This window comes from Parafrigoribacterium soli, assembly GCF_040227235.1.
GTDB classification, from domain to species: Bacteria; Actinomycetota; Actinomycetes; order Actinomycetales; family Microbacteriaceae; genus Parafrigoribacterium_A; species Parafrigoribacterium_A soli.
In genome coordinates, this window is record NZ_JBELNZ010000003.1 from 321,468 (window position 1) to 347,779 (window position 26,312).

Annotated in this window: 22 protein-coding genes; 15 read left to right on the top strand and 7 right to left on the bottom strand. The window is 67.1% G+C overall.

Translation table 11 applies throughout. From position 1 onward, the window contains the following. Positions 1–46 precede the first annotated feature (46 nt). The 4 genes from ABUA37_RS09820 to ABUA37_RS09835 all read left to right on the top strand — a co-directional run bounded on the left by ABUA37_RS09820 (position 47) and on the right by ABUA37_RS09835 (position 5,239). Positions 47–430 carry an L-rhamnose mutarotase gene (locus ABUA37_RS09820; protein WP_349898986.1) on the top strand — a complete coding sequence of 128 codons (384 nt, stop codon included), beginning with the start codon at positions 47–49 and terminating at the stop codon, positions 428–430. Continuing rightward, positions 427–1,593 (top strand): L-rhamnose isomerase, encoded by a 1,167-nt coding sequence (gene rhaI / locus ABUA37_RS09825; protein WP_349898987.1) that lies wholly within the window; start codon positions 427–429, stop codon positions 1,591–1,593. Before ABUA37_RS09820 ends, rhaI begins: the two co-directional genes overlap by 4 nt. Positions 1,594–1,627: 34 nt before the next feature. Next, entirely contained in the window at positions 1,628–3,718 is a 2,091-nt protein-coding gene (locus tag ABUA37_RS09830; RefSeq protein WP_349898989.1) for a bifunctional aldolase/short-chain dehydrogenase, read from the top strand. 96 nt (positions 3,719–3,814) lie between these two features. Further along, a complete protein-coding gene (locus ABUA37_RS09835; RefSeq protein WP_349898991.1) occupies positions 3,815–5,239 on the top strand; it encodes a rhamnulokinase in 1,425 nt (474 codons plus the stop codon). 138 nt (positions 5,240–5,377) lie between these two features. On the opposite strand, the gene ABUA37_RS09840 is transcribed toward ABUA37_RS09835, so the two are convergent. Then, positions 5,378–7,639, bottom strand: coding sequence for a glycoside hydrolase family 3 N-terminal domain-containing protein (locus tag ABUA37_RS09840; protein ID WP_349898993.1), 2,262 nt, complete (start codon positions 7,637–7,639; stop codon positions 5,378–5,380). A 200-nt stretch (positions 7,640–7,839) separates the two neighbouring features. On the opposite strand from ABUA37_RS09840, the gene ABUA37_RS09845 reads away from it, so the two are divergent. Together ABUA37_RS09845 and ABUA37_RS09850 are read left to right on the top strand one after the other, a co-directional pair. Beyond that, positions 7,840–8,577 (top strand): FadR/GntR family transcriptional regulator, encoded by a 738-nt coding sequence (locus tag ABUA37_RS09845; RefSeq protein ID WP_349898995.1) that lies wholly within the window; start codon positions 7,840–7,842, stop codon positions 8,575–8,577. Then, positions 8,570–9,802, top strand: a complete 1,233-nt coding sequence (locus tag ABUA37_RS09850) for an alpha-hydroxy acid oxidase (protein ID WP_349898996.1) — start codon at positions 8,570–8,572, stop codon at positions 9,800–9,802. The genes ABUA37_RS09845 and ABUA37_RS09850 overlap by 8 nt, the downstream gene beginning before the upstream one ends. Here ABUA37_RS09850 and ABUA37_RS09855 read toward each other — a convergent pair. Then, positions 9,776–10,372, bottom strand: a complete 597-nt coding sequence (locus ABUA37_RS09855; protein WP_349898998.1) for a TetR/AcrR family transcriptional regulator — start codon at positions 10,370–10,372, stop codon at positions 9,776–9,778. The genes ABUA37_RS09850 and ABUA37_RS09855 overlap by 27 nt on opposite strands. Positions 10,373–10,429: 57 nt before the next feature. Here ABUA37_RS09855 and ABUA37_RS09860 point away from each other — a divergent pair, with 57 nt between their 5' ends. After that, positions 10,430–12,037, top strand: coding sequence for an MFS transporter (locus ABUA37_RS09860; protein ID WP_349899000.1), 1,608 nt, complete (start codon positions 10,430–10,432; stop codon positions 12,035–12,037). A 100-nt stretch (positions 12,038–12,137) separates the two neighbouring features. Then, complete coding sequence (locus ABUA37_RS09865) at positions 12,138–12,857, top strand: FadR/GntR family transcriptional regulator (protein WP_349899002.1); 720 nt, start codon at positions 12,138–12,140, stop codon at positions 12,855–12,857. A gap of 16 nt (positions 12,858–12,873) precedes the next feature. Here the strand turns inward: ABUA37_RS09865 and ABUA37_RS09870 are convergent, their stop codons facing one another. Next, positions 12,874–13,890 carry a Gfo/Idh/MocA family protein gene (locus tag ABUA37_RS09870; protein WP_349899004.1) on the bottom strand — a complete coding sequence of 339 codons (1,017 nt, stop codon included), beginning with the start codon at positions 13,888–13,890 and terminating at the stop codon, positions 12,874–12,876. Positions 13,891–13,961: 71 nt separating this feature from the next. Here ABUA37_RS09870 and ABUA37_RS09875 point away from each other — a divergent pair, with 71 nt between their 5' ends. Beyond that, positions 13,962–14,450: a GNAT family N-acetyltransferase gene (locus ABUA37_RS09875; RefSeq protein ID WP_349899006.1), complete on the top strand. Its 489-nt coding sequence runs from the start codon at positions 13,962–13,964 to the stop codon at positions 14,448–14,450. Positions 14,451–14,522: 72 nt separating this feature from the next. Here the strand turns inward: ABUA37_RS09875 and ddaH are convergent, their stop codons facing one another. Further along, complete coding sequence (gene ddaH / locus ABUA37_RS09880) at positions 14,523–15,386, bottom strand: dimethylargininase (RefSeq protein WP_349899008.1); 864 nt, start codon at positions 15,384–15,386, stop codon at positions 14,523–14,525. 192 nt (positions 15,387–15,578) lie between these two features. On the opposite strand from ddaH, the gene ABUA37_RS09885 reads away from it, so the two are divergent. After that, the gene (locus ABUA37_RS09885; RefSeq protein WP_349899010.1) at positions 15,579–16,016 is read left to right on the top strand and encodes an Lrp/AsnC family transcriptional regulator; all 438 of its coding nucleotides are present in this window, start codon (positions 15,579–15,581) and stop codon (positions 16,014–16,016) included. On the opposite strand, the gene aceB is transcribed toward ABUA37_RS09885, so the two are convergent. Both aceB and aceA read right to left on the bottom strand, forming a co-directional pair. Next, positions 16,013–17,626 carry a malate synthase A gene (gene aceB / locus ABUA37_RS09890; RefSeq protein WP_349899012.1) on the bottom strand — a complete coding sequence of 538 codons (1,614 nt, stop codon included), beginning with the start codon at positions 17,624–17,626 and terminating at the stop codon, positions 16,013–16,015. The two genes, ABUA37_RS09885 and aceB, sit on opposite strands and share 4 nt — an antisense overlap. Positions 17,627–17,643: 17 nt before the next feature. Beyond that, entirely contained in the window at positions 17,644–18,975 is a 1,332-nt protein-coding gene (gene aceA / locus ABUA37_RS09895) for an isocitrate lyase (protein ID WP_349899014.1), read from the bottom strand. A gap of 133 nt (positions 18,976–19,108) precedes the next feature. Here aceA and ABUA37_RS09900 point away from each other — a divergent pair, with 133 nt between their 5' ends. The 5 genes from ABUA37_RS09900 to ABUA37_RS09920 all read left to right on the top strand — a co-directional run bounded on the left by ABUA37_RS09900 (position 19,109) and on the right by ABUA37_RS09920 (position 22,595). Further along, complete coding sequence (locus ABUA37_RS09900; RefSeq protein ID WP_349899016.1) at positions 19,109–20,572, top strand: helix-turn-helix domain-containing protein; 1,464 nt, start codon at positions 19,109–19,111, stop codon at positions 20,570–20,572. 77 nt (positions 20,573–20,649) lie between these two features. Beyond that, positions 20,650–21,507 (top strand): hypothetical protein, encoded by an 858-nt coding sequence (locus tag ABUA37_RS09905; protein ID WP_349899018.1) that lies wholly within the window; start codon positions 20,650–20,652, stop codon positions 21,505–21,507. A 10-nt stretch (positions 21,508–21,517) separates the two neighbouring features. After that, positions 21,518–21,871, top strand: coding sequence for a GntR family transcriptional regulator (locus ABUA37_RS09910; RefSeq protein WP_349899020.1), 354 nt, complete (start codon positions 21,518–21,520; stop codon positions 21,869–21,871). 173 nt (positions 21,872–22,044) lie between these two features. Continuing rightward, positions 22,045–22,374: a DUF7882 family protein gene (locus tag ABUA37_RS09915; RefSeq protein ID WP_349899022.1), complete on the top strand. Its 330-nt coding sequence runs from the start codon at positions 22,045–22,047 to the stop codon at positions 22,372–22,374. After that, positions 22,371–22,595: a hypothetical protein gene (locus ABUA37_RS09920; RefSeq protein ID WP_349899024.1), complete on the top strand. Its 225-nt coding sequence runs from the start codon at positions 22,371–22,373 to the stop codon at positions 22,593–22,595. Before ABUA37_RS09915 ends, ABUA37_RS09920 begins: the two co-directional genes overlap by 4 nt. A 100-nt stretch (positions 22,596–22,695) precedes the next feature. On the opposite strand, the gene ABUA37_RS09925 is transcribed toward ABUA37_RS09920, so the two are convergent. Further along, a complete protein-coding gene (locus ABUA37_RS09925; RefSeq protein ID WP_349899025.1) occupies positions 22,696–26,199 on the bottom strand; it encodes a proline dehydrogenase family protein in 3,504 nt (1,167 codons plus the stop codon). Positions 26,200–26,312: the final 113 nt, after the last annotated feature.

Genomic DNA, 26,312 nt, shown 5'->3' on the forward strand with positions numbered 1-26,312 from the left:
CGGCACCACAGACCACAGCATTGACGAGTGAAGGAAGAGGAGCACAGTGCGGAGAGTCTGCTTCCAACTGCAGGTGAAGCCCGCGCGCATCGACGAATACCGCGCGCGCCACGCGGCCGTCTGGCCCGACATGCTGCACGCCCTCGCCTCCACCGGATGGCACAACTACTCGATCTTCCTGCGCCCGGATGGCCTGCTCATCGGATACTTCGAAACCCCTTCGCTCGAGACTGCGCAGGCGGGTATGGCGGCCACCGAGGTCAACGCCAGATGGCAGAGCGAGATGGCCGAGTTCTTCGACGACCTCGGCGACGAGGCACCCGACACGGGATTTCTCGTACTCGACGAGATCTTCAACCTTGAGGAGCAGTTGGCGACATCCGCCAGCGCTGACCTCACCAGCACCACAGAGAATAGGACAGAACCATGACCACGTTCGCCTCGATCACGCCCCTGCTCGAGCAGCAGGCCATCGAACTCCCCTCCTGGGCGTTCGGCAACTCGGGCACACGGTTCAAGGTCTTCGGCACGCCCGGCACACCGCGCACCCCACAGGAGAAGATCGCGGATGCCGCCCAGGTCAATAAGTACACGGCACTTTCTCCGACGGTCGCCCTGCACATCCCGTGGGACAAGGTCGACGACTACGCCGCGCTCGGACGCTTCGCGGAGGACCACGGCGTCGCACTCGGCACGATCAACAGCAACACCTTCCAGGACGACGCCTACAAGTTCGGCAGCCTCACCCACGCGGATGCCGCCGTCCGTCAGAAGGCGATCGACCACCACTTCGAGTGCATCGACATCATGAACGTCACGGGTTCCCGCGACCTCAAGATCTGGCTCGCGGACGGCACTAACTATCCGGGCCAGGGCGACATCCGTGCACGCCAGGATCGACTCGCGGCGTCGCTCGCGACGATCTACGAGCGCATCGGGGAATCCCAGCGGCTCGTGCTCGAGTACAAGTTCTTCGAGCCCGCTTTCTACCACACGGATGTTCCCGACTGGGGAACCTCCTACGCGCAGGTGGCGGCCCTCGGCGAACGGGCGATGGTCTGCCTCGACACCGGCCACCACGCGCCGGGCACCAACATCGAGTTCATCGTGATGCAGCTGCTTCGCCTCGGCAAACTCGGCTCCTTCGACTTCAACTCACGCTTCTACGCCGACGACGACCTCATCGTCGGCGCAGCAGATCCGTTCCAGCTGTTCAGGATCCTGTACGAGGTGATCCGTGGCGGCGGCTACGGCACGGGCGGCGATGTGGCATTCATGCTCGACCAGTGCCACAACATCGAAGACAAGATTCCGGGGCAGATCCGCTCCGTGCTCAACGTGCAGGAGATGACCGCGCGGGCGCTGCTGGTCGATACCGAGGCGCTCGCCGCCGCCCAGGCCGCGAACGACGTGCTCGCGGCCAACGGCATCCTCATGGACGCCTTCTACACGGATGTGCGCCCGCAGCTCGCGGAGTGGCGCGAGTCCCGCGGGCTGGCTGGAGATCCGATGGCTGCCTATGCGGCATCCGGATACCAGGCCGCTATCGCCGCCGATCGCGTCGGCGGCCAGCAGGCCAGCTGGGGCGCGTGATCTCGTGACCTCGTCGACAGAACGGAACAGCACCATGACCAACCCCACGGCAGCCGAACTCATCGCCCGCAGCAACCGCCTCGGAGCGAACCCGCGCAACACCAACTACGCCGGCGGCAACACCTCGGCGAAGGGCACGGAGACCGATCCCGTGACGGGCGAACCGGTGGAACTGCTCTGGGTCAAGGGCTCGGGCGGAGACCTCGGCACCCTCACCGAACAGGGCCTCGCCGTGCTGCGGCTCGATCGCCTGCGCGCGCTCTCGGGTGTGTACCCGGGGGTCGAGCGCGAAGACGAGATGGTGGCCGCCTTCGACTACGTGCTGCACGGCAAGGGCGGGGCCGCGCCGTCAATCGACACCGCCATGCACGGGCTCGTGGATGCGGCGCACGTTGACCACCTGCATCCGGATTCTGGCATCGCGTTCGCGACCGCGGTCGACGGCGAGGAGCTCACCGCTAAGGCCTTCGGCGAGAAGGTCGTCTGGGTGCCGTGGCGTCGGCCCGGCTGGCAGCTGGGCGAGGACATCGCGGCGATCAAGCGGGAGAATCCGGAGGCGATCGGCTGCATTCTCGGCGGCCACGGAATCACCGCCTGGGGTGCGACTTCCGATGAGGCCGAGGCGAATAGCCTGTGGATCATCAAGACCGCCGACGCCTACATTCGCGAGCACGGCGACACCGACCCCTTCGGAACCGTCCTTGATGGTTACAGCGCTCTGACGGAGCCAGAGCGTCGCGCGAAGGCGGCAGCGATCGCACCCACGCTGCGGGGCCTGGTCTCCACCGACCGGGTACAGGTGGGGCACTTCACGGATGCCGAGGTCGTGCTCGACTTCCTGTCGCGCTCCGAGCACCCCCGCCTCGCAGCTCTCGGCACCAGCTGCCCCGACCACTTCCTGCGCACCAAGGTGAAGCCGCTCGTGCTCGACCTGCCGGCGGCGGCATCCGTCGAAGAGACGATCGCGCGACTGCGGGAGCTGCACGAGCAGTACCGCGCCGATTACCAGGCGTACTACGAACGCGGGGTTGCTGCCAACGGCCCTTCGACAGGCTCAGGGAACGAATCGGTCGCTGAGCTTGTCGAAGCGCCCGTACCCGCGATGCGCGGCGCAGATCCGCTCATCGTGCTCATCCCTGGCGTCGGCATGTTCAGCTACGGCGCCAATAAACAGACCGCGCGCGTCGCTGGCGAGTTCTACGTGAACGCCATCAACGTGATGCGCGGCGCGGAGGCCATCTCGAGCTACGCGCCCATTCCCGAGAGCGAGAAGTTCCGCATCGAGTACTGGGCGCTCGAGGAAGCCAAGCTGCAGCGGATGCCGAAGCCCAGGCCGCTCGCATCGCGCGTTGCGCTCGTCACGGGTGCGGCATCCGGTATCGGCAAGGCCATCGCGACGCGTCTCGCCGCGGAGGGTGCCTGCGTCGTGATCGCCGACCTCGACCTGGAGAAGGCGCAGGCTGCAGCGGCCGAGCTTGGGAACACGGATGTCGCGATCGGCGTCCAGTCGGATGTCACCGACGAGCGCCAGGTGCAGGCCGCGGTCGACGCCGCGGTTCTCGCGTTCGGCGGACTCGACCTGGTCGTCAACAACGCGGGACTCTCGCTCTCCAAGTCGCTGCTCGAGACCACGGTCGCCGACTGGGACCTGCAGCATAATGTGATGGCCAAGGGTTCGTTCCTCGTCAGCCGTGCAGCCGCGAAGGTCCTGATCGACCAGAAGCTCGGCGGGGACATCGTCTACATCTCCTCGAAGAACTCGGTCTTCGCCGGGCCCAACAACATCGCATACTCCGCGACCAAGGCTGATCAGGCGCACCAGGTGCGACTGCTCGCGGCGGAGCTCGGCGAGTACGGCGTGCGCGTCAACGGCATCAACCCCGACGGGGTGGTGCGCGGTTCCGGCATCTTCGCCGGAGGCTGGGGTGCGAAGCGAGCCGCCGTGTATGGCGTGCCGGAGGAGAAGCTCGGCGAGTACTACGCGCAGCGCACGCTGCTCAAGCGCGAGGTACTGCCGGAGAACGTCGCGAACGCGGTGTTCGTGCTCTGCTCCTCCGACCTCGACCACACGACCGGGCTGCACATCCCGGTGGATGCCGGGGTCGCGGCGGCCTTCCTGCGATGACCACTTCCCGAAGGCTGTCGTTTGTCGCGAGGGCCGCTGTTCGAACGACAGCCCTCGCGACAAACGGCAGCCGTCGACGTGAAATTGGGCCTGGGAATGACTAGCGCGGTCGCGGCGGTCGACCTCGGCGCGACGAGCGGGCGGGTCATGCTCGGCTACGTCGGCCACAACGAACTGAGTCTGCGGCCAGTCGCGCGCTTTCCGAACGGGCCCGTGACGGCGCTAGACGGCCTGCACTGGAACATCACCGGTCTCTACCGCCAGGTCATCGGCGGCCTCGCCTCCACCCTGCGCGAAGAGCCCGGCGTGCTCAGTATCGGCGTCGATTCCTGGGCCGTCGACTACGCGCTGCTGAGCGGCGGGCGGATGCTGGCCGAGCCGTTCCACTACCGCGACGAGCGCACTGCGGCCGCCGTGGCATCCGTTCACGGCGTGGTCAGCCCCACCGAGCTGTACGCGCGCAACGGGCTGCAGTTCCTGCCCTTCAACACGCTGTACCAGTTGACGGCCGACCGCCTCTCGGGGCGTCTGGGCGACGTCGACGAATTTCTGCTCGTGCCCGACCTGCTGAACTTATGGCTCACCGGCGAGCATCGGGCCGAGCGCAGCAATGCGTCGACCACGGGGCTGCTGAACCTCGCCACCGGCGACTGGGACGACGAGCTCGTCGCGCGCCTCGGGCTCCCGCGTGCGATGTTCCCCGCGCTCACGGGTGCCGGCGTCACAGTCGGCGGGCTGCTGCCGGGGGTGGCCGTCGAGATCGGGGCCGGACTGGCGGTGTCGGTGACCGCCGTCGGGTCGCACGACACGGCATCCGCGGTCGTCGCCATTCCCGCGACCACCGACGACTTCGCCTACATCTCCTGCGGCACCTGGGGGCTTGTCGGTGTCGAGCTCGACGAACCCGTGCTCACCGAGGAGAGCCGTCTCGCGAACTTCACCAACGAGGGGGGCGTCGACGGCCGGATGCGGTTTCTGCACAACGTGATGGGGCTGTGGCTACTGAGCGAGTCAGTGCGCGCGTGGGAACGGGAGGACGCACCCATCGACCTGGGCGCGCTGCTCGGCGCGGCCGCCGCTGTCACCTCGACCGTGCCACTCTTCGACGCGAACGACGAGCGCTTCCTGGCCCCGGGCGACATGCCGACGCGCATTGCGCAGTGGCTGACCGAGCGCGGGCTGCCTGTGCCGCAGAGCCGAGCCGAGTTCGTGCGCTGCATTCTCGAGAGCCTTGCGGATGCCTTTGCCACGGCCGTGCACACCGCCTCAGAGCTGTCGGGAAAGCGCGTCTCGGTCATCCACCTGGTCGGGGGCGGTTCGCAGAACGAGCTGCTCTGCCAGCTCACGGCCAACCGCAGCGGCCTTGTGGTGCTCGCCGGCCCGGTCGAGGCGACCGCGATCGGTAATGTGCTCGTGCAGGCGCGCGCCCAGGGCGCGGTGCGCGGAGACCTCGAAACGCTGCGCGCTCTCGTCGCGGCGGCCTTCCGCCCCGTCGCGTTCACGCCGCAGCCCGCGCGCTGACCCGCGATCACTTCGTAACTCAGGCAGATTGGCGGCGCCGCGCACGGGACCCCGAGATTTCCGGCAGCGCCGGCGAACTCACGCGCAAACAGCCTGAGTTATGCAGGGTGCTGACTTACGCAGGGCGCCGCGGCGGTGTCAGGCGGTGACTTCGAGCACCGCGGCCAGGGTGGCCTCCGAGCTGCCGCCGACCCACAGGTCGATCGTCGTGATGTCCTGCACGAAGCCGCGGGTCACCGCGCTCCAGTACCGCAGCTGGCCCGGGCCGAGCGTGAAGCTGACCGAGGTCGTCGATCCCGCGGCGACCGAGACACGCTCGAAGCCCTTGAGCTCGCGAATGGGTCGGGACGACGTTCCGTAGCGCTGGTGAATGTAGAGCTGCACCACATCATCCGCGTCTCGGTCGGAGCTGTTGGTGACGTCGACGGAGAGGGTCACCGTCTCGCCGATGCCGATCGATGAGCGATCGAGGCGCAGGTTCGAGTACTCGAAGTGCGCGTACGACAGCCCGTGGCCGAAGGGGTAGAGGGGCGTGCTCGGCTCGTCCCAGTAGCGCTCGCCACTCTCATCCGGCTGGAAGGAGCGGTAGTGCGAGTGCACCATCGGCACTTGGCCGACGTGTCGTGGCCAGGTGAACGGCAGGCGTCCAGCGGGCGAGATGTCGCCGAGCAGGGCGGATGCCACGGCCTCGCCACCACGCGTGCCCGGGTACCAGACCTGCACGATCGCGGGCACGTTCTCACTCGCCCAGCGCAGGTCGAGTGGCCTGCCCGACATGACGAGCAGCACGACGGGAGTGCCGGTGGCGACGATGCGTTCGAGCTGTTCCTGCTGGCGGCCGGGAAGGTCGAGCGTGGAGACGGATGCCTTCTCGCCGATCTGGTTCTGCCGCTGGCCGACGACGACGATGGCCACGTCGGAGTCGGCGGCGAGCTGCACCGCGCGCTCGATCTCTGCATCGTCGTCATAGTCCGCTGGGGTGTGCGGAACGGTGTCGTCCATTCGGTCGAACATTGAGGTGAAGACGCGCTCCGGGATGCTGGCGCCTGGGGCGTGCGCGACCTTCGCGTCACCCCCGAGCCGACCTCGTAGTCCGTCCAGGATGGTGACAGTCTCCTCGGTGTCCTGCGCGAAGATCCACGGACCGAGGGTGTCGCGCTTGCTGTCGGCCAGCTGACCGATCACGGCGACCGAGTTCAGCGCATCCGCTCGCAACGGAAGGGTCGCACCGTCGTTCTTGATCAGCACGAATGTCTGCTCGGCCGCGGCCCGCGAGAGTTCGCGCTGTTCGGTGCCACCGAGGATCGTCTCGCTCGTGACCTCGTCGACGTAGGGGTTCTCGAACAGTCCGAGGCGGAGCTTGGCGGTGAGCACGCGGCGCACGGCCACGTCGATCTCGGCCTCGGTGATGAGGCCGTCGGCCACCGCCTGCGGCAGGCGGGAGAACGCCGGGTCGACCATGCACATCTCCATGTCGAGGCCCGCCTTGATCGCGCGAACGCCCGCATCGGTGCGGTCCTTCGCGAAGTGCTGCACCTCGAGCGACTGCACCGCGTTGGCATCCGACACGACGAAGCCGTCGAAGCCCATGTCGCCGCGAAGCACATCCGTGAACAGCCAGCGGTTCGCGGAGGCCGGGACGCCGTTCAGGTCCATGTAGGCGCCCATGATGTTTGCGGCACCGGCCTCGACGCCCGCGCGGAACGGCGGGAAGTACACGTTCCACAGCTCCGAATCCGAGATGTCGGACTCCTCATAGTCGCGACCCCCACGCGCCGCGCCGTATCCGGCGAAGTGCTTCGGACCGGCCAGCACGTTCTCCGCACCGAACGAGCCCTGGAAGCCGCGCACCTGAGCGGCGGCGACCGCGGCCCCGAGCACGGGATCTTCGCCCGCCCCCTCGATGATGCGACCCCAGCGCGGGTCGCGAGCGATGTCGACCATGGGCGCGAACGTCCAGTGGATGCCGAGGGCGCGAGCCTCGCGCGCGGCGGCGGACTGGACGGACTCGATGGTCTTCGGCGACCAGCTCGCGGCGAGCGCGATGGGCACGGGGAAGATCGTGCGCATGCCGTGGATCACGTCGAAGCCGAAGATCAGCGGGACCCCGAGCCGACTCTCTTCCACCGCGAGGCGCTGCAGCTTGTTGGCAAGCGCCGCCTCCTTGACGAACAGCACCGAGCCTGCGCCGCCGCGAGCGACGGCGTTCTCCACCATGTGAGGGTCTAGTCCGAGCGCCTCCTGCTGGTCGGGGTGCACGTCAACATCCGGTCCCTCGACCTCCCCGAAATGGAAGTACTGCGAGAGCTGACCGGCCTTCTCCTCAAGGGTGAGCCGGGAGAGGAGGTCGGCGACGCGCTCTTCAATCGGGAGCTCTGCGTCGCGGTATGCGTCGGTCATGTGTCGGTAGCTTTCGTGCGTGGGTGGATGCGCCGCGAACCTCCGCGACGTCGCTGCCTGCGTGTGACTACGACGCTACCCCAGCAGGGTCACCCCCGCGCGAGCTGCGCCGACACCCGCCAGGCATCGCACCTCACCGCCCGGGTGTAGGCTGTGGTCAGACCAAGTGGTCTGACCACAGTCTACGAAGGGCGAGGAACATGGCGGATGCAGAGGCCCGCGCCTGGAAGATCGTTCTCGACTCCATCGAGGGCCGGCTGCTCTCGGGCGAACTCGCGCCGGGCGACCACCTGCAGCCCGAACGAGCGCTCGCCACCGAGTTGAACGTGGGCCGCTCCTCCGTTCGCGAGGCCCTGCGGGTGCTCGAGGTCTTCGGGCTCATTCGCACCCAGACCGGGTCCGGCCCGCAGTCCGGCGCCATCATCATCGCCTCGCCATCGAACGCGATCGGCGCCCTCATGCGCATGCAGGTGGCCGCGCGCGGATTCCAGGTCGGCGAAATCGTGCGCACCCGACTGCTGCTCGAGACCGCCGTGGTCGGCGAGCTCGCAGAACGCAACGACACGATCGACCTCGCGCCGACCGAGCGGCTGCTGCGCGCGATGGACGACTCGCGTCTCACGCAGGCCGAGTTCCTGGCGCTCGACGCCCAGTTCCACCTGAGCCTCGCCGAGGCATCCGAGAACCAGGTCGTCGCGACCATGATGACCGGCCTGCGCTCGTCGATTGAGGGCTATGTGCTCGAGGGGGCTGCGGGCCTGCCCGACTGGACGGCGACGGTCGACCGACTGCGATCGGAGCACCGCGCCATCCTGGCAGCCATCGTCGCGGGCGACCGCGCCACCGCCACCGAACACGTGCACAACCACATCTCCGGCTACTACGCCGAGACACACCTCACCACCACCCACCACACCGAAAGACCCGATCATGGTTGACCGCCGCTTCCCCCGCCCACGCGACCTGGCTCCGCTGATGAAGTTCAAAAAGCCGGAGTTCAACGCGAAGACGCGTCGCCTCGAGGAGGCTCTGACGATCTACGACCTGCGCACCATCGCCCAGCGCCGCACCCCTCGGGCGGCCTTCGACTACACCGAGGGCGCGGCTGAGGCGGAGATCTCGCTCGCGCGCGCCCGTCAGGCCTTCGAAGACATCCAGTTCTCCCCCAGCATCCTGCGCGACGTTTCGACCGTGTCCACCGGATGGGATGTGCTGGGCGCCCCGGTCGCGCTGCCGTTCGGCATCGCACCCACCGGCTTCACCCGGATGATGCAGACCGAGGGCGAGATCGCCGGAGCATCCGCGGCTGCCGCAGCCGGCATCCCGTTCTCGCTCTCGACGATGGGCACCGCCGCGATCGAGGACGTGCAGGCGGCCAACCCGCACGGCCGCAACTGGTTCCAGCTCTACATGTGGAAGGACCGCGACCGCTCGATGGCGCTCGTCGATCGCGCGGCGAAGGCCGGCTTCGACACGCTGCTCGTCACGGTCGACGTTCCCGTCGCCGGCGCACGGCTGAGGGATGCCCGCAACGGCATGACCATCCCGCCGTCGCTCACGCCGAAGACCATCGTCAACGCGATTCCGCGGCCGGCGTGGTGGATCAACTTCCTCACCACCGAGCCGCTCGCCTTCGCCTCCCTCGACCGCTGGTCGGGCACCGTCGCCGACCTGCTCGACACCATGTTCGACCCCACGGTGACGTTCGAGGACCTCGCCTGGATCAAGGACCAGTGGCCGGGCAAGCTCGTCGTCAAGGGCGTGCAGAACCTGGATGACGCCCGCAAGCTCACGGCCATGGGCGTCGACGGCATCCTGCTCTCCAATCACGGCGGGCGCCAGCTCGACCGTGCGCCGATCCCGTTCCACCTGCTGCCGCAGGTCGTTCGTGAGGTCGGAAAAGACACCGAAATCCTGCTCGACACCGGCATCATGTCTGGCGCCGACATCGTCGCCGCGATCGCCCTCGGCGCACGCTTCACCCTCGTCGGTCGCGCCTACCTCTATGGGCTCATGGCAGGCGGACGCGAGGGCGTCGACCGCGCGATCGAGATCCTGAGGACGCAGCTCGAGCGCACCATGCGCCTGCTCGGCGTGAACTCGCTCGAAGAGCTTGAGCCTGGCCACGTGACGCAGCTACAGCGACTCGTTCCGCTCGCTTAACCAGTCTGCTCCGGTGAGCAGAGCGATCGCGTAGTCGGAGACGAGGGTCGGGTCCGCACCCCGCGCAACCTGCCGGGTTGCCGCATCCACGACGCCCTGGATCAGTTCGACACGCAGCTCCGGCTGGGAGAGTCCGAGTTCCCGCACGGCATCGCTCACCGGGTTCATGAGCTCTCGATGCAGCTGCATGAAACGCAGGTTCTGCTCGTCTGAAAAGGTCACGCCCTGCAGCGCCTCGGCGATGTCGTGCTTGCCCTCCGCGACCATCCGCAGGGTGTGGCGCACGTAGGCGACGAGCCTGTCGATGCCGGGCGCGCTCGAGGCGAGCGACGCAGCCATCTCGCAGCCCCACTGCTCAAAGGCCGAGACGGCGACCTCGGCGATCAGATCGGATGCCGAACCGAAGTATTCGTAGACGCTGCTGCGCGCGAGGCCCGTTCGTTTGCCGACGGCTGCCGGAGTCACGGAGGCGACCCCGTGCTCGATCAGTTCCGCCTCCGCGGCGGCGACCAGCGCGGCTCGCTGACGCTCGCGGTGCACCGCGACCGTCGGAGCGCTGATCTTCGGCATAAACCAATTATCACGCATGCGGCAAGATACCGACATGGTGTCGGTTAGTATGGGCGAATGACTTCGACCCGCACCCGCTGGATTGGCCTGCTGTTTATCAGCATCGCCATCTCGCTCATCATCGTCGACTCCACGATCGTGAACGTCGCGATCCCGTCCATCGTCGACGAACTGAAGATCAACTCCGCACAGGTGCAATGGGTGCAAGAGTCGTACACGCTCGTCTTCGCCGCGCTGCTCGTGCTCTTCGGCACCATGGCAGACCGCATCGGGCGCCGCAGGCTGCTTGCGCTCGGCGTCACCGTGTTCACGCTCGCGTCGATCCTGGCCGGCGTCTCACCCAACGGCGACATGCTCATCTTCGCCCGCGTCATCCAGGGCGTCGGTGGCGCGATGGTGCTGCCGACCACGCTCTCCATCATCAACGCGACGTTCCGCGGCAAGGATCGCGCCATCGCCTTCGCGATCTGGGGTTCGGTCATCGGCGGTATGGCCGCGGTGGGCCCGCTGCTAGGCGGATGGCTGACCGCCGACTTCTCCTGGCGCTGGGCGTTCGGCGTCAACGTGCCGTTCGGCATCCTCGTCGTCGTCGGTGTTCTCTTCACCATCGCGGAATCCCGCGACCGCTCGGCGGGCCAGCTCGACGTCGTCGGCGCGCTCCTGTCCGTCCTCGCGGCCGGCTCCCTCGTGTTCGGCCTCATCGAGGGTCGCAGCTACGGCTGGTGGCTCGCCACTGACAAGGCGGCGTTCGGCGACTGGAACTGGCCGCTCACGCTCTCGCCCATTCCCCTGTTCTTCGCGCTCAGCATCACCTCCGGCGTGCTGTTCGTGCTCTGGGCCAACCGCCGCAGGCGACTGGGCAAGAGCACGATGATCGCGCTCGACCTCTTCAGCATCCCCTCGTTCCGCAACGGAAACCTCGTCGCCATGGTGGTGAGCCTTGGCGAGCTCGGCGTGCTCTTCGTGCTGCCGATGTGGATGCAGAACGTGCTCGGCTTCGACGCCTTCGGCGCTGGCCTGCTTCTGCTGGCCCTCGCGGTCGGCTCTTTCCTGGCCAGCGGCATGGTGAGTGGGCTGTCGAAGAGCATGTCGCCGATCGCCATCGTGCGCCTGGGCATCATCCTCGAGATCGCGGGCGTCGTCGCCATCGGTGTGGTGCTGAACCCGCACACCTCGTGGCTCGCGCTCGCTCCGGCCCTGTTCGTCTACGGCATCGGCATCGGCCTCACGAGCGCCCAGGTGACGAGCGTCGTTCTCGCAGAGGTTCCCGTCGAGCAGAGCGGCCAGGCGTCCGGCACGCAGAGCACCGCGCGGCAGATCGGCTCGGCTCTCGGCATCGCCATCCTCGGCACCATCCTGTTCAGCTCGCTCGGTTCCGGCCTCGGCGCACGACTCGACACACAAACCCTGCCGAGTCCGGTGCAGGACAAGTTCCTGAACCTCGTCGTCGACAGCGCGGGTGCCGCAATTCCCGGTCTCGGTGACAACGAGAAGACGGCGGATGTCGCCAAGGAGGCGAGAATCGCCTTCTCGGATGCCGCTCGCCTCTCCGCATACTCGGCCGCCGGGTTCCTCGTCATCGGCTGGTTCGCCACCCTCTCGCTCGGCGAGCGCAATCGTTCAGGCACCCGTTCGGTGGCCCGTTCTGAGGACGTGACCGCCTAACACGAGCCCCGTACGTGGCGCGAAGTGGGGCCTTCCGCGCTTCGAGAGTGCTCCCTAAGCTGTCTGCAACGTGTCGGTAGCGACACTCTGGGGGACAACAATGGATGGCAACGGGGCCGCACACGAGTGGATGTCGGTCGTCGAACTGCTCGAAGACAGGCTGGCGGCCGGTTCGGTGCGCGCTGGCCACCGCATCCCTTCGGTGCGTTCGCTCGCATCGCACCTGCACGTGAAGCGGCGTTCGGTGCGCGAAGCGATGCGAGTTCTCGAGGTTCTCGGTCTCATCAGCGTGCGCCCGAGCCTCACATTCGGCTCGACGGGCATCGTGCTGGCCTCGCCGACGGGCGGGCTCGGCGCGCTCATGCGCCTGCAGGTCGCGGCACAGGGCTTCAAGACCACCGACATGGCGCGCACCCGTCTGCTGTTCGAATGCGCCGCGGTGAAGGACCTCGCTGAACGTCGCGATGCCGTCGACCTCACTCTCGTCCACGAATTGCTGGAGGCGATGGACGACCTGGAGCTCAAGCCCCGCGAATTCCTCGTTCTCGACGGCAAGTTCCACCTCGCACTGGCCGAGGCCTCGGGCAACCAGGTCATCACCGCGGTGATGACCGGCATCCGCCGCTCGCTCGAAGAGGGAGCTTTCGCGAGCGAGGAGGACCTGAGCAACTGGTTCTCGACGGCCGCAAGGCTGCGCGCGCAGCACCGTGGAATTGTCGACGCGATCGACGCGGGCGAAGGCGAGCTCGCGGCCCAGCTGATGGACGAGCACATCTCCGGGTTCTACAACCGCACGAAGCTCGTCTCCGAAACCCCCTGAGCGCGGTGCTCGCGCATCACACGGCGCCGAGCTGCGCTCGAACCTCGTCGATCGTGCGCATGAGCGCAATGGAGTCGGCGAGCGAGTGCACGGGCGACTGCTTTCTGCCCTCGGCGACGTAGTTCGCGAGCGCGACCGCCTCCCAGGCGAGGCCGTCGCGACCCTGAAGCCCGGACTCGTCTCGCCAGCTGAGCTCCGCATCGGCGGTCACGAGGCGGAAGCGCGCCGGGAACACGAAGCCGCTCTCGAACTCGAGCCGAGCATCCGTGCCGTAAATCGAGGCGAGCCCCGCGGTGTTGACGAGGATGCTCGTGGTGATCGAGGCCTGCGCGCCGCTCGCCGAGGTTAGTGCCACAGCGCTTTGGGCATCGACGCCGGTGGCCGCGAGGCTGCCGGTGGCGAGCACTGTCTTCGGCGCGCCAAGCACGAACTGCGAGAACCAGAGGCTGTAGACACCCGCGTCAAGCATCGCTCCTCCGCCGAGCTTCGGCTCGAAGATGCGGGCGGCGCGGTCGAAGGGGAACTGCCAGCCGAGGTCGACGGACACGAGTTGCACGTCGCCGAGCCTTCCGGCTTCCAGCAGTTGCGCGATGACATCCGCTTGGGGAAGATAGCGCGACCACATGGCCTCCATGGCGAATACCCCCGCGGATGCCGCTGCCGCAGCGATTTCTTCGGCCTGCGACGCGGTCACGGCGATGGGTTTCTCGATCAGCACGTTCTTGCCTGCCGAGATCGCGAGCAGCGCGAGCGTTCGATGCTCGCTGTGCGGAGCCGCGATATAGACGACGTCGATGGCCGGATCGGCAACCAGCTGCTCGTAGGCGTCGTAGCTGCGGGGGATGCCGTGCGTCGCCGCAAACGTCGCCGCCCGCTCGGCGGAGCGTGAGGCGACGGCATGCACTCGCTGGTCGGTGTTCGAGTGCAGGGTCGTCACGAAGTCCCTCGCGATCTCGCCGGGCGCGAGCACACCCCAGCGCAGAACCGGCCCCCCTCGAAGCGGAGTGACACGGGGCTGCGGGAGTGAGGTCATGCGCCCAGCCTAGGAGCAGCCCCCGCGAACTGGGGCGAGCGCTCGCGCGCTGACCGACGGACAATAAGAGGATGACGGACACCGTGGCCTGGCAGGCGGGCTCAGTTGATCTGCGCCGGGCCAGCGCCGCAGACGCGGTAGCCGCAGCCGAGGTGCTGATCCTTTCGCGCGAGGCCTCCATCGGCGCCATCCCCGCGGCCGTCCATTCCGACGAGGAGATCAAACGCTGGGTGGAGACGGGACTCATCCCGCACTGCGACGTCTGGATCGCCGAGGCAGAGAGCAGTCACGTTCTCGCGCTTCTCGTGCTCGACGAGGACTGGATCGACCAGCTGTACGTGCGACCGGAGGCGGCCGGACTCGGCATCGGTTCGAGGCTCATCGAACTGGCCAAGCGGGAACGCCCGGATGGCCTCCAGTTGCGCACCTTTGCCACCAACGCAGGGGCGCAGCGCTTCTACGAGCGGCACGGGTTCGTCATCGCCGAGCAGAACGCCGGCAGCAGGAACGAAGAGAAGCAGCCCGACCTGCGCTACGTCTGGTTCGGCGCGCAGGACTGAGCCCTACGTTCCCTGAGCCTGTCGAAGGGCACCGCACCGACGCACTTCGACAAGCTCAGCGACTGAACACGCTCAGCGGCGCAGCTCCAGCGTGCAGCACTTGACTCCGCCACCACCGAGCAGGAGCTCGGAGAGGTCGACACCGATCGGGTTGTAGCCGCGCTCGCGCAGCTGGCGCTCGAAGTCCTTGGCGCGGTCGGCGATCACGATGTTGTAGCCGTCACTGTAGGAGTTGAGGCCGAGCACGGCGGCATCCTCTTCGGTGACGAGGATCGCGTCGGGATAGCGCTCGCGCAGAATCTCGAGGCTCGACTCGCTGAACGCGGAGGGGAGGTAGGCGATGTTGGCCTTCTCTCCGGCCTCCGGCGAGGGATCGAGCACGGCGATGGCCGTGTCGAGGTGATAGAAGCTGGGGTTCACGAGCTCGAGGGTGATGACGTCCTGCTTGTACAGCTTGCCGAGCTCCTCGTGGCTTGCCGTCGCGGTGCGGAAGCCGGTGCCTGCCAGAATGACATCGCCGACGAGGAGGATATCGCCCTCGCCCTCGTTGATCTGCTCTGGGGCGTGCACCTCGTAGCCGTTTGCGCGGAACCAGTCCATGTAGGCGGGCCCCTCCGGCTGGCGCTCGGCGTAGGTGAAGCTCGCGCCATAGGCGATGTTGTCGAGCACGAAGCCGCCGTTGGCCGCGTAGACCATGTCGGGCAGTCCCTCGATCGGGTCGATCAGCTGCACGTCGAAACCGAGGTCGAGGTAGGTCTGGTAGAGCACGGTCCACTGCTTGACCGCGAGACTCGTGTCGGTCGGGTCTTCCGGATGCATCCAGGGGTTGATCCGGTAACTCACGGTGAAGAAGTCCGGCCTGCACATCAGCACGCTGCGCTTGCTTGCGCGACGCGCGGGTGCGGCCTTCTGGTTGTCGGTGAGAGTGTTCGTCATGGCTGCTCTTTCGGCTGGAGATCGCTGACCAGTCGGCCGGCGGGGATGAGGCGGACCAGGTCACTCGAAAGCCCCGACAACGGGACGCCTCTTCCAGTGTCGCACGCACTCAACTCGGGTTTCTCTTCACAAGGCGCATTAAAACTGCGTCGATGCTGGCCGGGGCACAATGAAACGCCATAGAGTGACGGCATGGACAGCCTTGATTACGGGATCATCGACCTCCTCCGCCAGAATGCACGCGCCGGTTACGGCGACATCGGCGAGGTGATCGGGCTTTCCGCCTCGGCGGTGAAACGGCGGGTGGATCGGCTCGTGGCCGACAAGGTGATCCGCGGCTTCACCATCCAGGTCGACCCCTCGGTCGACGGTCTCGCCACCGAGGCATACGTGGAGCTCTTCTGCCGCGGCACTGTTGCACCGGAGGAGCTTCGCCGCATCCTCGCCGGTGTGCCCGAGGTGGTGGACGCCGGCACTGTCTCTGGCAGTGCCGACGCCATGGTGCACATGCGCAGCCGCGACATCACGAGCCTCGAGAACGCGTTGGAGCGCGTGCGGCTCGCGCCCAACGTCGATCACACTCGAAGCTCGATCGTGCTGTCGAAGCTCATCCACCGCACTCACGACTAACCGACGGTCGCGTTCTCCGTCACCAGGAATCGGGAATAGGCGCTGATCGTCAGGAACGCCGGGAACTCCTCCTGCAGCGCGACCATCCGGAACACCTCGACGGCGTCGTCCAGCCGGTCCCCATCGCTTCGAGGGAATCCCTCGATCACGTCAGCGAGCAGCTCCTCGACGTGCTCGCGCGTCACCTGCGTGCCCTCGGCAGTCACCGTGTTCTTGTGGATCCACTGCCAGACCTGGCTGCGCGAGATCTCCGCGGTCGCCGCGTCCTCCATGAGGTTGTCGATCGCGGCCGCACCGACACCGCGCAACCACGACTCGATGTAGCGAACGGCGATCGAGACGTTGTCCCGCACGCCGTCATCCGTCACCCCACCGAGATCGCCGATATCGAGCAGTTGGCCCGCGGTCACGTGCACGTCGTCGCGCTGGCGATCGACCTGGTTCGGCCTGTCGCCGAGAACCGCGTCGAACTCCGAGCGCGCCGTGGGGATGAGATCCGGATGCGCGACCCACGTTCCGTCGAAGCCGTCGCCGGCCTCGCGCCGCTTGTCGGCGGCCACCGTCTCGAGCGCTCGAGCCGTCACCTGCGGATCGCGCCGGTTCGGGATGAACGCGCTCATGCCGCCGATGGCGTGGGCTCCCCGCTTGTGGCAGGTCGCCACCAGCAGCTCCGTGTACGCGCGCATGAACGGCACGGTCATGGTTATGGATGCCCGATCCGGCAGAACGTACCGCTCACCGCGACCGCAGAAGTTCTTGATGATCGAGAAGATGTAGTCCCAGCGGCCGGCGTTGAGGCCCGCGCAGTGATCGCGCAGCTCATAGAGAATCTCTTCCATCTCGAATGCCGCCGGAATCGTCTCGATGAGAACGGTCGCCCGAATCGTGCCGTGCGGCAGCCCGATCCGCTCTTCGGAGAGGCTGAACACCTCGTCCCACAGCCGAGCCTCCTCGTGGTTCTCGATCTTCGGCAGGTAGAAGTACGGGCCGCGACCCTGCTCCACCAGTCGCTTCGCGTTATGGAAGGAGTAGAGCCCGAAGTCGACCAGACTGCCGGATGCCGCCATCGCGATTCCAGCGCGATCGGTGTACCTGAGGTGCTTCTCCACCAGGTGCCAACCGCGCGGACGCATCACTATCGTCGGTGTCTCGCCGGTCACCTCGTAGTGCTTGCCGTCGCCACTCGTGTAGTCGAGCCGGCCGCGCACGGCATCGAACAGGGTGAGCTGGCCGCCGATGACGTTGCCCCAGGTGGGGCTCGTGGCATCCTCCTGGTCGGCGAGCCAAACGTTGGCGCCTGAGTTGAGTGCGTTGATCGCCATCTTGCGATCGGTCGGGCCCGTGATTTCGACGCGACGGTCCTCGAGACCCGGACCCGCGCCGGCAACGCGCCAGTCGGCATCCGCCCGCACCGATGCGGTCTCGGGGAGGAACGCGAAGTCGCGTCCGTTGCCGAAGTCGTAGCGGCGCTGCATCCGGGCGGCCAGGCGAGTGTGCCGTTGGCCGGAGAAGCGGTCGTGCAGCTCGGTGACGAAGCTCAGCGCCTCCTCGGTGAGGATGTCGTCGTATCGCTCGGCCATGGGACCGGCGACCTCCATTCGTGAAGTCATGATCTAGTTCCTGTCGTTCAGTGGAATTGCTGGGATTCGGTCGAACCGGCGAGCGCGAGCGTCTGGCTCCCCGGGTTCAGTGCCGTGGCCACACGGTCGAAGTAGCCCGTTCCGACCTCGCGCTGATGGCGCGTGGCCGTGTAGCCGTCGAGTTCGGATGCGAACTCGGCTTCCTGCAGGTCGACGTAGGCGCTCATCTGCCGCTCCTGGTAGTCGCGGGCGAGCGTGAACATCGAATGGTTGATGGCATGGAAGCCGGCCAGGGTGATGAACTGGAAGGCGTAGCCCATCGCCGCGAGCTCGCGCTGGAAGCTCGCGATCTGGGCGTCATCCAGGTGGCTCTTCCAGTTGAACGACGGCGAGCAGTTGTATGCCAGCTTCTTGCCCGGGAACTCACGGTGGATGCTCTCGGCGAAGGTGCGCGCGAGTTCCAGATCGGGTTTCGACGACTCCACCCAGAGCAGGTCGGCGTAGGGCGCGTAGGCGTGTCCGCGAGCGAGCACCGTCTCGATGCCCGGTGTGGTCGCGTAGAAGCCTTCGGCCGTGCGCTCGCCGGTGATGAACGGCTGGTCGCGCTCGTCGATGTCGCTCGTGAGCAGCGTCGCGGCCAGCGAGTCCGTTCGCGCGACGATGATCGTCGGCACTCCGGCGACGTCCGCTGCGAGCCTCGCCGCGTTGAGCGTGCGGATGTGCTGTCCGGTCGGCACCAGCACCTTGCCGCCCATGTGCCCGCACTTCTTCTCGGACGCCAGTTGGTCTTCCCAGTGAACCCCGGCCGCGCCCGCCTCGATCATGGAGTGCATGAGCTCGTAGGCGTTGAGCGGACCGCCGAAGCCGGCCTCGGCATCCGCGACGATGGGCGCCATCCAGTCGATGCGGCTCCCTTCGACAGGCTCAGGGCGCGAGTTCTCTTCGAAGGCGATCTGGTCTGCGCGCAGCAGCGCGTTGTTGATGCGCCGCACGACGGCGGGCACGGAGTTGGCCGGGTAGAGACTCTGGTCGGGGTAGGTCTGCCCGCTCAGGTTCGCATCGGCCGCGACCTGCCAACCGGAGAGGTAAATGGCCTTGAGCCCGGCACGCACCTGCTGCACCGCCTGGTTGCCCGTGAGAGCACCGAGAGCGGCAACCCACTCGTCTGCGCCATCCTCGCCACGCGAGTGGATGAGCTCCCACAGCCGCTCGGCGCCCCGGCGAGCGAGAGTGTGCTCCTCGCGCACCGAACCCCGGAGCGCGACGACGTCGTCAGCCGAGTAGTCGCGAGTGACGCCGTTCCAGCGCGCATCCGTCTTCCATGAGGTCTCGAGGGCGGCCGCGCTCTGCGTCTGGTCGCCGGCCCGTGTGCTGGTCATGATCCTTCTCCTTCGGGATTCTGCTTCGTTCTTCGACTATTCGCCAAGAAGGAAGGGTTTTTTCAGAACGCTCAACCAGAAGATTGGTCCTTTTTCTATTTCACTTAAGAAGCGGATGTGTCAGCCTAGGAGAATGCCCCACGCGCCCCTCGACGACGCCCACGATGAAGACATGCTCGACTCCCTCACCATCGGCAGGCGCGTGCGTCAACTGCGCATCGAGCGCGGGATGACCCTGGATGACGTTGCAGCGGCGATCGGCCGCGCGGCTTCCCAGGTCTCGGTGATCGAGAACGGAAAGCGTGAACCCAAGCTGAGCGAACTGCAGCGGCTGGCGCGGGCGCTCGGAGTGACGATCGACCAGGTGATCTCGACCGAGCCACCCACCGGACGGGCGGCCCTCGAGATCGAGTTCGAGCGCGCCCAACGCGGGCCGCTGTATTCGAGCCTCTCCCTGCCGACCATCCCGGTGCGGAAGACCCTCAGCGACGAGGCCATGCAGACGATCCTCGGGCTGCACGCCGAGCTGGAACGGCTGCACCGGGAGCGCGCGGCGACCCCTGAGGAGGCACGCCGCGCCAACACCGAACTGCGCCGCACGATGCGAAAGCAGAACAACTACTTCCCGGAACTCGAGGCGAAGGCCCGCGAGCTGCTCGCCGCAGTGGGACACACCGGCGGTCCGCTGTCTCAGCGGGTGGCATCCGATCTGGCGTCGCATCTGGGCTTCTCGCTGCACTACGTGACAGACCTGCCGAATTCGACCAGGTCGGTCACCGACCTGAAGAGCGGACGCATCTACCTGCCGATGACGAGTCCGCGCACCGATCCGCGCACGTCACTGCTGCAGGCGCTCGCAAGCTACGCCCTCGGCGCGAGGGAGCCGCTCGATTATGCGGACTTCCTGCTGCAGCGCGTGGAGACGAACTACCTCGCGGCGGCGCTGCTGATCCCGGAGCAGGGTGCCGTCGACTTCCTGCGTGATGCGAAGGCCCTCAAGCAGCTCTCGGTCGAGGATCTGCGCGACGCCTTCGCCGTGAGCTACGAGACCGCGGCGCACCGATTCACCAACCTCGCGACGAAACACCTCGACATCCCCGTGCACTTTCTCAAGGTGCACGAGAGCGGCACGATCTCCAAGGCCTACGAGAACGACAGCGCCGCATTCCCCACGGATGTGCTCGGTGCGATCGAGGGCCAGCTCGTCTGCCGCAAGTGGAGCGCTCGCATGGTGTTCGACATCGCCGATCGCTTCAGCCCGTACCACCAGTACACCGACAAGCCCTTGGGCACCTACTGGTGCACGTCCAGCATCCAGCAGACGGCCCAGGGCGCCTTCTCGGTGAGCGTCGGCACCCCGTTCGCTCACGCGAAGTGGTTCCGCGGTCGAGACACGACGAACCGCGAGGTGTCGACCTGCCCAGATCCCGGATGCTGCCGCCAGGCCCCGGCGGACCTCGCCGAGAAGTGGGAGGCGTTCTCGTGGCCGAGTGCGCGGCTGCAATCGAGCCTGCTCGCGGCCATGCCCGCAGGCGTCTTTCCCGGCGTCGACCAGACCGAGGTGTACGAGTTTCTCGAGGAGCACGCGGGGCACTAGCCGCGCCTAGAAGAATCTTGTGTCGCCCTCATTGTATTGGTACATTGATACAGATCTAGTACAAAGAGGAGGCACACGTGGGCTGGATATTCCTCGTCATTCTGATTGTCATCCTGGGCGTCGGTGCAATCGTGACGCGAACGCAAACGAGCAAGGCCCGGAGGCTGGAGCGATTCACCAGAGGCGTGACGTTGCCACCCACGGAAGTTGCACTCACGATGCTTTCGCGCCGCCTATCCCGCTCCGACTGGGGCATCCTCATCGGCGGCCTACCCGGGTTCGCGGTCTTGATCGGGATGCAGTTCTCGGGGACCCGTTACGGAGGCCTTTCAACCACCGCCGTCATCGCTTCCCTGGTACTCGCAGGCGGAGCTCTCGGCGCCGCGATCGCGTGCACCACCAACATCGGCCCGAGCGCACCCGAACTGCCACGGGTCGCACGAGCCACACGACCACGAATGACCGACTACCTGTCGCCCGTGTGGATCGTGATCGGCATTGTGGTGGCGGTGACGGGCATCGTGGTAGCGATTCTGGTGCTGCTCGGTAACGCCGCGAATGCCTCGATGCGCTCCCTGCTGACGGTCATCATCGCCGTCGCCGCGGTCATGCTCGTGGCCTCACCCGTGCTCGCATACCGCCTGCTCTCCTCGCCCCAACCAGCCAACGACGACCTTCAACTGGCGTGGGATGACGCACTGCGAGCCTATGGACTTCGGAGCGTCTGGCTGGCATGCTCCGCAATGGGCATTGCCACCGCCCTCTTCGCGATAAATCTCCTGTACCCGGGAGCATCGGCGTTGGGCGCGATCGAGTATATTTTCTGCTTCGCCGGGCTCTATACCTGGGACAAACTCACTCGACCACGCTCTCGTTTCCAACGTCGGCTGTGGCCGACCACGCCGCAGCCCGCCGTCGGTTCCTACGCGGCATGAGGAATTGCTGATGCTCACCATCGACCCACGCTCTGCCGTTCCGCCGTTCGAGCAGCTGCGGGTGCAATTGCTTGAGCAGGTGCAGTCGGGCGAACTCGCCTTCGGGGCCAAGTTGCCGACGGTCAGGCGGCTCGCGGAAGATCTCGGCCTCGCCCCGGGTACCGTGGCGCGCACCTATCGTGAACTCGAGCAGGACGGCATCATCCAGACTCGCGGCCGCAACGGCACTTTCGTTGCCTGGGCCAAAGACGAGGCCGAGCGGCAGGTGCAGGATGCGGCGAACGCCTTCGCGGCCCGCATCCGTTCGTTGGGCTTCGACGCCACGCGAGCCATCACTCTGGTTCGGCAAGCGCTGAGCGAATAGGTCTCGCCCGCGATACAGCGCTTCAGTGCCACCGTTTCGATGCCCCTCGCTCATGAAACGCTGCCGAAATATGCCGGAGAGACCTAGTCTGGATGCATTCGCGGCGGCCGCCGGCCGACCCGATTCGAGAAAGCCACCGGCGAAGCGTTGCATGACAACGACGGAGAGCGTTCATGGGCAGATTGACCTACGATTCGACGCTGACCGTCGACTTCGAAGACAGACTGTTGGCGCACCTTCAGCTGGTCATCGGCGCCAAGCTGCGCCGCAACGAGGCGTTCTATTTCTCCTGGAGCGACGACCCGAGCATCGGGGACGGTCGGAGCACGCTCTGGATGCATCCCACGATCCCGCTGCACTTCAAGTTCAGCGGCGGGCGGCCCCCCACCATCAACAGACACTGGATCGATGCGCTCATGTTGACGGCCAACAGCCCCGCCGGTCTGCACATCGTTCCTGAGCCAGTGACCCCACCAAGCGAGCATTCGGAGACCGAAGTATGAAACGAATCCACGTGATCTACGACGGGTTGCAGTACTCGATCGGCGACACCGACTACGACGCCCTCAAGACCGCGATCGAGGCGGCGGCGAGCAGCGGGCACCCGAGTTGGTTCAGGGTGAACCAGGGCGAGGGCCAGCCGCGCGCGGCGGACATCCTCGTGGGTCCCGGTACGTCAATAGCGCTCATCGCCGTGCCCGACGAGGACCCGGAGGAGGGCTGATCGCTCGGATGCCAGGCGCCGCGCCTAGAGGCTGGCCGCGAGGGTGGTCGAGAGCGGCGTCGTCGGCCTGCCGATGAGCCGCGCGAGCCCCCCGTGACGGTCAGAGCTGCAGTGTCAGCATCCCGGGGTCGGGATTGCCGAAGCGGTGCGCCGTGATGCTGATGGACTGCTCGCGCAGGAACGGCAGCAGTTCGAGGCGACCGGATGCCGTCACCGGCCCCGCAAAGATCGTCACGTCGGGGTCGCCGCCGAGCACCGTCGCGAGCGCGGTCGCAGAGCCCCCGAGCAGTCGCACGCGGGACGGACGCGCATCGCCGGACTGCAGCCGCGCGTGCCAGCGCGCATCCGACTCCACCAGGACTTCGTCGACGCGCAGCGGAGAGCGGGCGTCGCCGAAGAGCCGGATGAGGCCGGCGCCCAGCGGCACGGCGGTGCTGATCGACACCACCGCGTTCACGCGCGAAGCGGCCGCGAGCATCCGCACGAGTTGTGACGCCGATGCGCCCTCGGCGAGCCTGATCGTCACGGGCACCGGCTGATACCGCAGGATGTTGCGCTCAACGACGAGCCCCGAGACGTCGCGCGCGAGACCGTACTCGCTCTCCCATGCCGCCTGGTCGCTGAGGGCTGCGCGGCGCACCTGGTCGAATTCGACGAACTCCATGCTCGGCTGCGCCGCCTCGATCAGCCGCGTCACGCCGTCGCTCAGGCCGGTCAACCGCACCGAGGAGGAGGGCTCAGCGTAGACGGGCGCCCAGTCGCCGAGGCCGAGGAGGTAGTTGGGTCCGCCCGCCTTCGCGCCGGGTCCAACGCTCGATCGCTTCCAGCCACCGAACGGCTGCCGCTGCACGATCGCACCCGTGATTCCGCGATTCACGTAGAGATTGCCCGCCTCCACGGCGCCGAGCCAGGCCGCCACTTCATCGGGGTCGAGCGAGTGGATTCCGGCGGTCAGGCCAAACTCGGGTGCGTTCTGCAGCCGAATGGCGTCCTCAAGCCTGTCGGCGCGCATGATGCCGAGCACCGGAGCAAAGTACTCGGTCAGGTGGAACGCGGAGCCCTCGGCCACGCCGTCTCGAACCCCGGGTGACCAGAGGCGATTGCTCTCGTCGAGCGCTCGCGGTTTCACGAGCCAGCTCTCGCCGGCTTCGAGCGTGGTCAACGCCTGTAAGACCTTGCCCTGGGCCGGCTCGATCAGCGGACCCATCGTCGTGGTCGGATCCTGCGCGTAGCCGATGCGCAGGGTCTTCACCGCGTCGATGAGTTGCCGACGGAAGCGCTCGGACCTGCCCACCGACCCGACGAGAATCACGAGGCTCGCGGCGGAACACTTCTGACCCGCATGCCCGAAGGCGCTGCGCAGGACGTCGGCGACCGCGAGGTCGAGGTCGGCGCTCGGCATGACGACGATCGCGTTCTTGCCGCTGGTCTCGGCGAGTAGTCGCAGGTCTGGCCGCCAGGAGCGAAACAGCTTCGCCGTCTCCCACGACCCTGTGAGGATGACCCTGTCGACCTCCGGATGCGACATCAGGTGCTGCCCGAGCGACCCCTCCTCCACGTCGACCAGCGAGAGCACGTCACTCGGCACACCGCCCGCCCACAGCGCTTCGACCAGTACAGCGGCACTGCGGCGAGCCTGGGGCGCGGGCTTCAGGATGACGCCACTGCCCGCCGCGAGCGCGGCGAGCACGGAACCCGCCGCGATCGCCACCGGAAAGTTCCACGGCGGGGTGACCACGATGAGCCGCGACGGAGCGAACCGCACATTGTCCACGTGGTCGAGCTCGCGCGCTCGCTCGGCGTAGAAGTTGGCATAGTCGACGGCCTCGCTCACCTCGACGTCGCCCTCGGCGATCGTCTTCCCCGTCTCGCTCGCCATCACCTCGATGAGCCGTGCCCTCGACGCGGCGAGCGACTCCGCCGCCGCGTGCAACACCTGGGCGCGCGTGCTCCCGCGCCGCTGGCCCCACTGCTCACCCGCCTCCGCCGTTGCCAGGATGACGCGATCGAGCGTCTGCGGGTCCGCGACCGCCACCCGCGCGAGCAGGTCGTCGCCGAGGCGCGACCCGGCCACGCGGCGCAGGATCTCACTTCCCCACTCGCGGTTGGCCGCGGTGGAGGGATCGGTGTCCGGTTCGGGACGGAAGCCCTCGATGGGCATGGCCGGTGCGAGCGGAAGACGACGATCCTGCGTGCGGTTCGAGCGCGGGGCGGCGTCTGGGGTCGCAGCGGCGCGCGAGTGCTCGAGCGCCTCGAAGGAGGCCGTGAATCGCTCGGCCTCCCTCGCGAAGACGCCGCGGTCATCCGCGAGTTCGAAGACGCCGGAGAGGAAGTTCTCCTTGCTCGCGTTCTCGTCGAGTCGGCGAATGAGATACGAGATCGCGGCGTCGAACTCGCGGGGGTGCACGACCGGCGTGTAGAGCAGGAGGCCACCGACGTCGATGCGCACCACCTCGGCGAGCTCGGTCGCCATGCCCAGAAGCATCTCGAAGTCGACCCGGCGTTCGACGCCGCGCTCCTGCGCGAGCAGCCAGGCAAAGGCGATGTCGAACAGGTTGTGACCGGCGACCCCGATGCGCACAGCGTCGGTGCGCTGCTGCGTGAACGACCAGTCGAGCACGCGCTTGTAATTCGTGTCGGTCTCCTGCTTGCTCGACCAGGTCGCGAGCGGCCAGCCGTGCATGATGGCGTCCACCCGCTCCATGGCCAGGTTCGCGCCCTTCACGAGGCGCACCTTGATGCCTGCACCGCCCTCGGAGCGGCGGGCGAGCGCCCAGCGAGTGAGGCGCTGCATCGCGGCGAGCGCATCCGGAAGATACGCCTGAAGCACGATGCCGGCCTCGAGACGTTTCAGCCTCGGCTGGTCGAGCAGGCGCTGGAACACCGCGATCGTGAGGTCGAGATCGTGGAACTCCTCCATGTCGAGGTTGATGAACTTGGCCGTGGGCGAGTCTGCCGCGAACTCGTAGAGCGGTGTGAGCCGTGACACCACGCGCTCCACCGTCTCGTCAAAGGCCCAGAGATTGAGCTGACTCGACACCGCAGACACCTTGATCGAGACGTAGTCAACGTCGGGCCGGGCGAGGATCTCGTGGGTCTCCTTCAGTCGGCGCGAGGCCTCGGCATCTCCGAGCACGGCTTCGCCCAGCAGGTTCAGATTGAGTCGGATGCCGGGTCGGCGAAGGGCCGCCAGCGAGGAGTCGAGGCGCCCAGGCGTCGCATCCAGAAGCAAGTGGCCGACGATGCGACGAAAGACGGAGCGGGCGATGGGCACCATGGGCCACGGGAGGAGCGGCCCGAATCCCCCGCCGAGCTGAATGGCGACCCGCATGTGCCACGGCAGGAAGGCCGGCACGCTTCTCGACAGGCGCTCGAGGTTGCGACCCGCGACCCTCAGGTCTTCGGGTCTCACCACTCGATCAACGAAACCGACGGCGAAGTCGAGGCCGTGCGGGTCTTTGAGAAGACCGGAGAGGCGCTCGGCCGCGGTGCGATCACGACGCCGCGTCGAAACGGCTCCCGCGCTGTCGGTGACCCAGCGGTGCACGGTCGCTATGACGTCGTCTGCTGTCACGTCGGGCCGTCCGGATGCGGTCGAAGGCATGGAAAGAGCCTACTTGCGTCGCGGTGAGGGTGCGGGAGAGGAGATCGTGATGCCGGCCCGTCGGCCGACACCACGACACCACGTAGACACTGCGTGTGCCGTGAACCGGCTCC

What these genes read in the sequence shown, in the direction of transcription:
- rhaI (WP_349898987.1), top strand. Translation starts at nt 427, where the DNA reads ATGACCACGTTCGCCTCGATCACGCCCCTGCTCGAGCAGCAGGCCATC.
- ABUA37_RS09830 (WP_349898989.1), top strand. Translation starts at nt 1,628, where the DNA reads ATGACCAACCCCACGGCAGCCGAACTCATCGCCCGCAGCAACCGCCTC.
- ABUA37_RS09835 (WP_349898991.1), top strand. Translation starts at nt 3,815, where the DNA reads ATGACTAGCGCGGTCGCGGCGGTCGACCTCGGCGCGACGAGCGGGCGG.
- ABUA37_RS09840 (WP_349898993.1), bottom strand. Translation starts at nt 7,639, where the DNA reads ATGACCGACGCATACCGCGACGCAGAGCTCCCGATTGAAGAGCGCGTC.
- ABUA37_RS09845 (WP_349898995.1), top strand. Translation starts at nt 7,840, where the DNA reads ATGGCGGATGCAGAGGCCCGCGCCTGGAAGATCGTTCTCGACTCCATC.
- ABUA37_RS09850 (WP_349898996.1), top strand. Translation starts at nt 8,570, where the DNA reads ATGGTTGACCGCCGCTTCCCCCGCCCACGCGACCTGGCTCCGCTGATG.
- ABUA37_RS09855 (WP_349898998.1), bottom strand. Translation starts at nt 10,372, where the DNA reads ATGCCGAAGATCAGCGCTCCGACGGTCGCGGTGCACCGCGAGCGTCAG.
- ABUA37_RS09860 (WP_349899000.1), top strand. Translation starts at nt 10,430, where the DNA reads ATGACTTCGACCCGCACCCGCTGGATTGGCCTGCTGTTTATCAGCATC.
- ABUA37_RS09865 (WP_349899002.1), top strand. Translation starts at nt 12,138, where the DNA reads ATGGATGGCAACGGGGCCGCACACGAGTGGATGTCGGTCGTCGAACTG.
- ABUA37_RS09870 (WP_349899004.1), bottom strand. Translation starts at nt 13,890, where the DNA reads ATGACCTCACTCCCGCAGCCCCGTGTCACTCCGCTTCGAGGGGGGCCG.
- ABUA37_RS09875 (WP_349899006.1), top strand. Translation starts at nt 13,962, where the DNA reads ATGACGGACACCGTGGCCTGGCAGGCGGGCTCAGTTGATCTGCGCCGG.
- ddaH (WP_349899008.1), bottom strand. Translation starts at nt 15,386, where the DNA reads ATGACGAACACTCTCACCGACAACCAGAAGGCCGCACCCGCGCGTCGC.
- ABUA37_RS09885 (WP_349899010.1), top strand. Translation starts at nt 15,579, where the DNA reads ATGGACAGCCTTGATTACGGGATCATCGACCTCCTCCGCCAGAATGCA.
- aceB (WP_349899012.1), bottom strand. Translation starts at nt 17,626, where the DNA reads ATGACTTCACGAATGGAGGTCGCCGGTCCCATGGCCGAGCGATACGAC.
- aceA (WP_349899014.1), bottom strand. Translation starts at nt 18,975, where the DNA reads ATGACCAGCACACGGGCCGGCGACCAGACGCAGAGCGCGGCCGCCCTC.
- ABUA37_RS09900 (WP_349899016.1), top strand. Translation starts at nt 19,109, where the DNA reads ATGCCCCACGCGCCCCTCGACGACGCCCACGATGAAGACATGCTCGAC.
- ABUA37_RS09910 (WP_349899020.1), top strand. Translation starts at nt 21,518, where the DNA reads ATGCTCACCATCGACCCACGCTCTGCCGTTCCGCCGTTCGAGCAGCTG.
- ABUA37_RS09915 (WP_349899022.1), top strand. Translation starts at nt 22,045, where the DNA reads ATGGGCAGATTGACCTACGATTCGACGCTGACCGTCGACTTCGAAGAC.
- ABUA37_RS09920 (WP_349899024.1), top strand. Translation starts at nt 22,371, where the DNA reads ATGAAACGAATCCACGTGATCTACGACGGGTTGCAGTACTCGATCGGC.
- ABUA37_RS09925 (WP_349899025.1), bottom strand. Translation starts at nt 26,199, where the DNA reads ATGCCTTCGACCGCATCCGGACGGCCCGACGTGACAGCAGACGACGTC.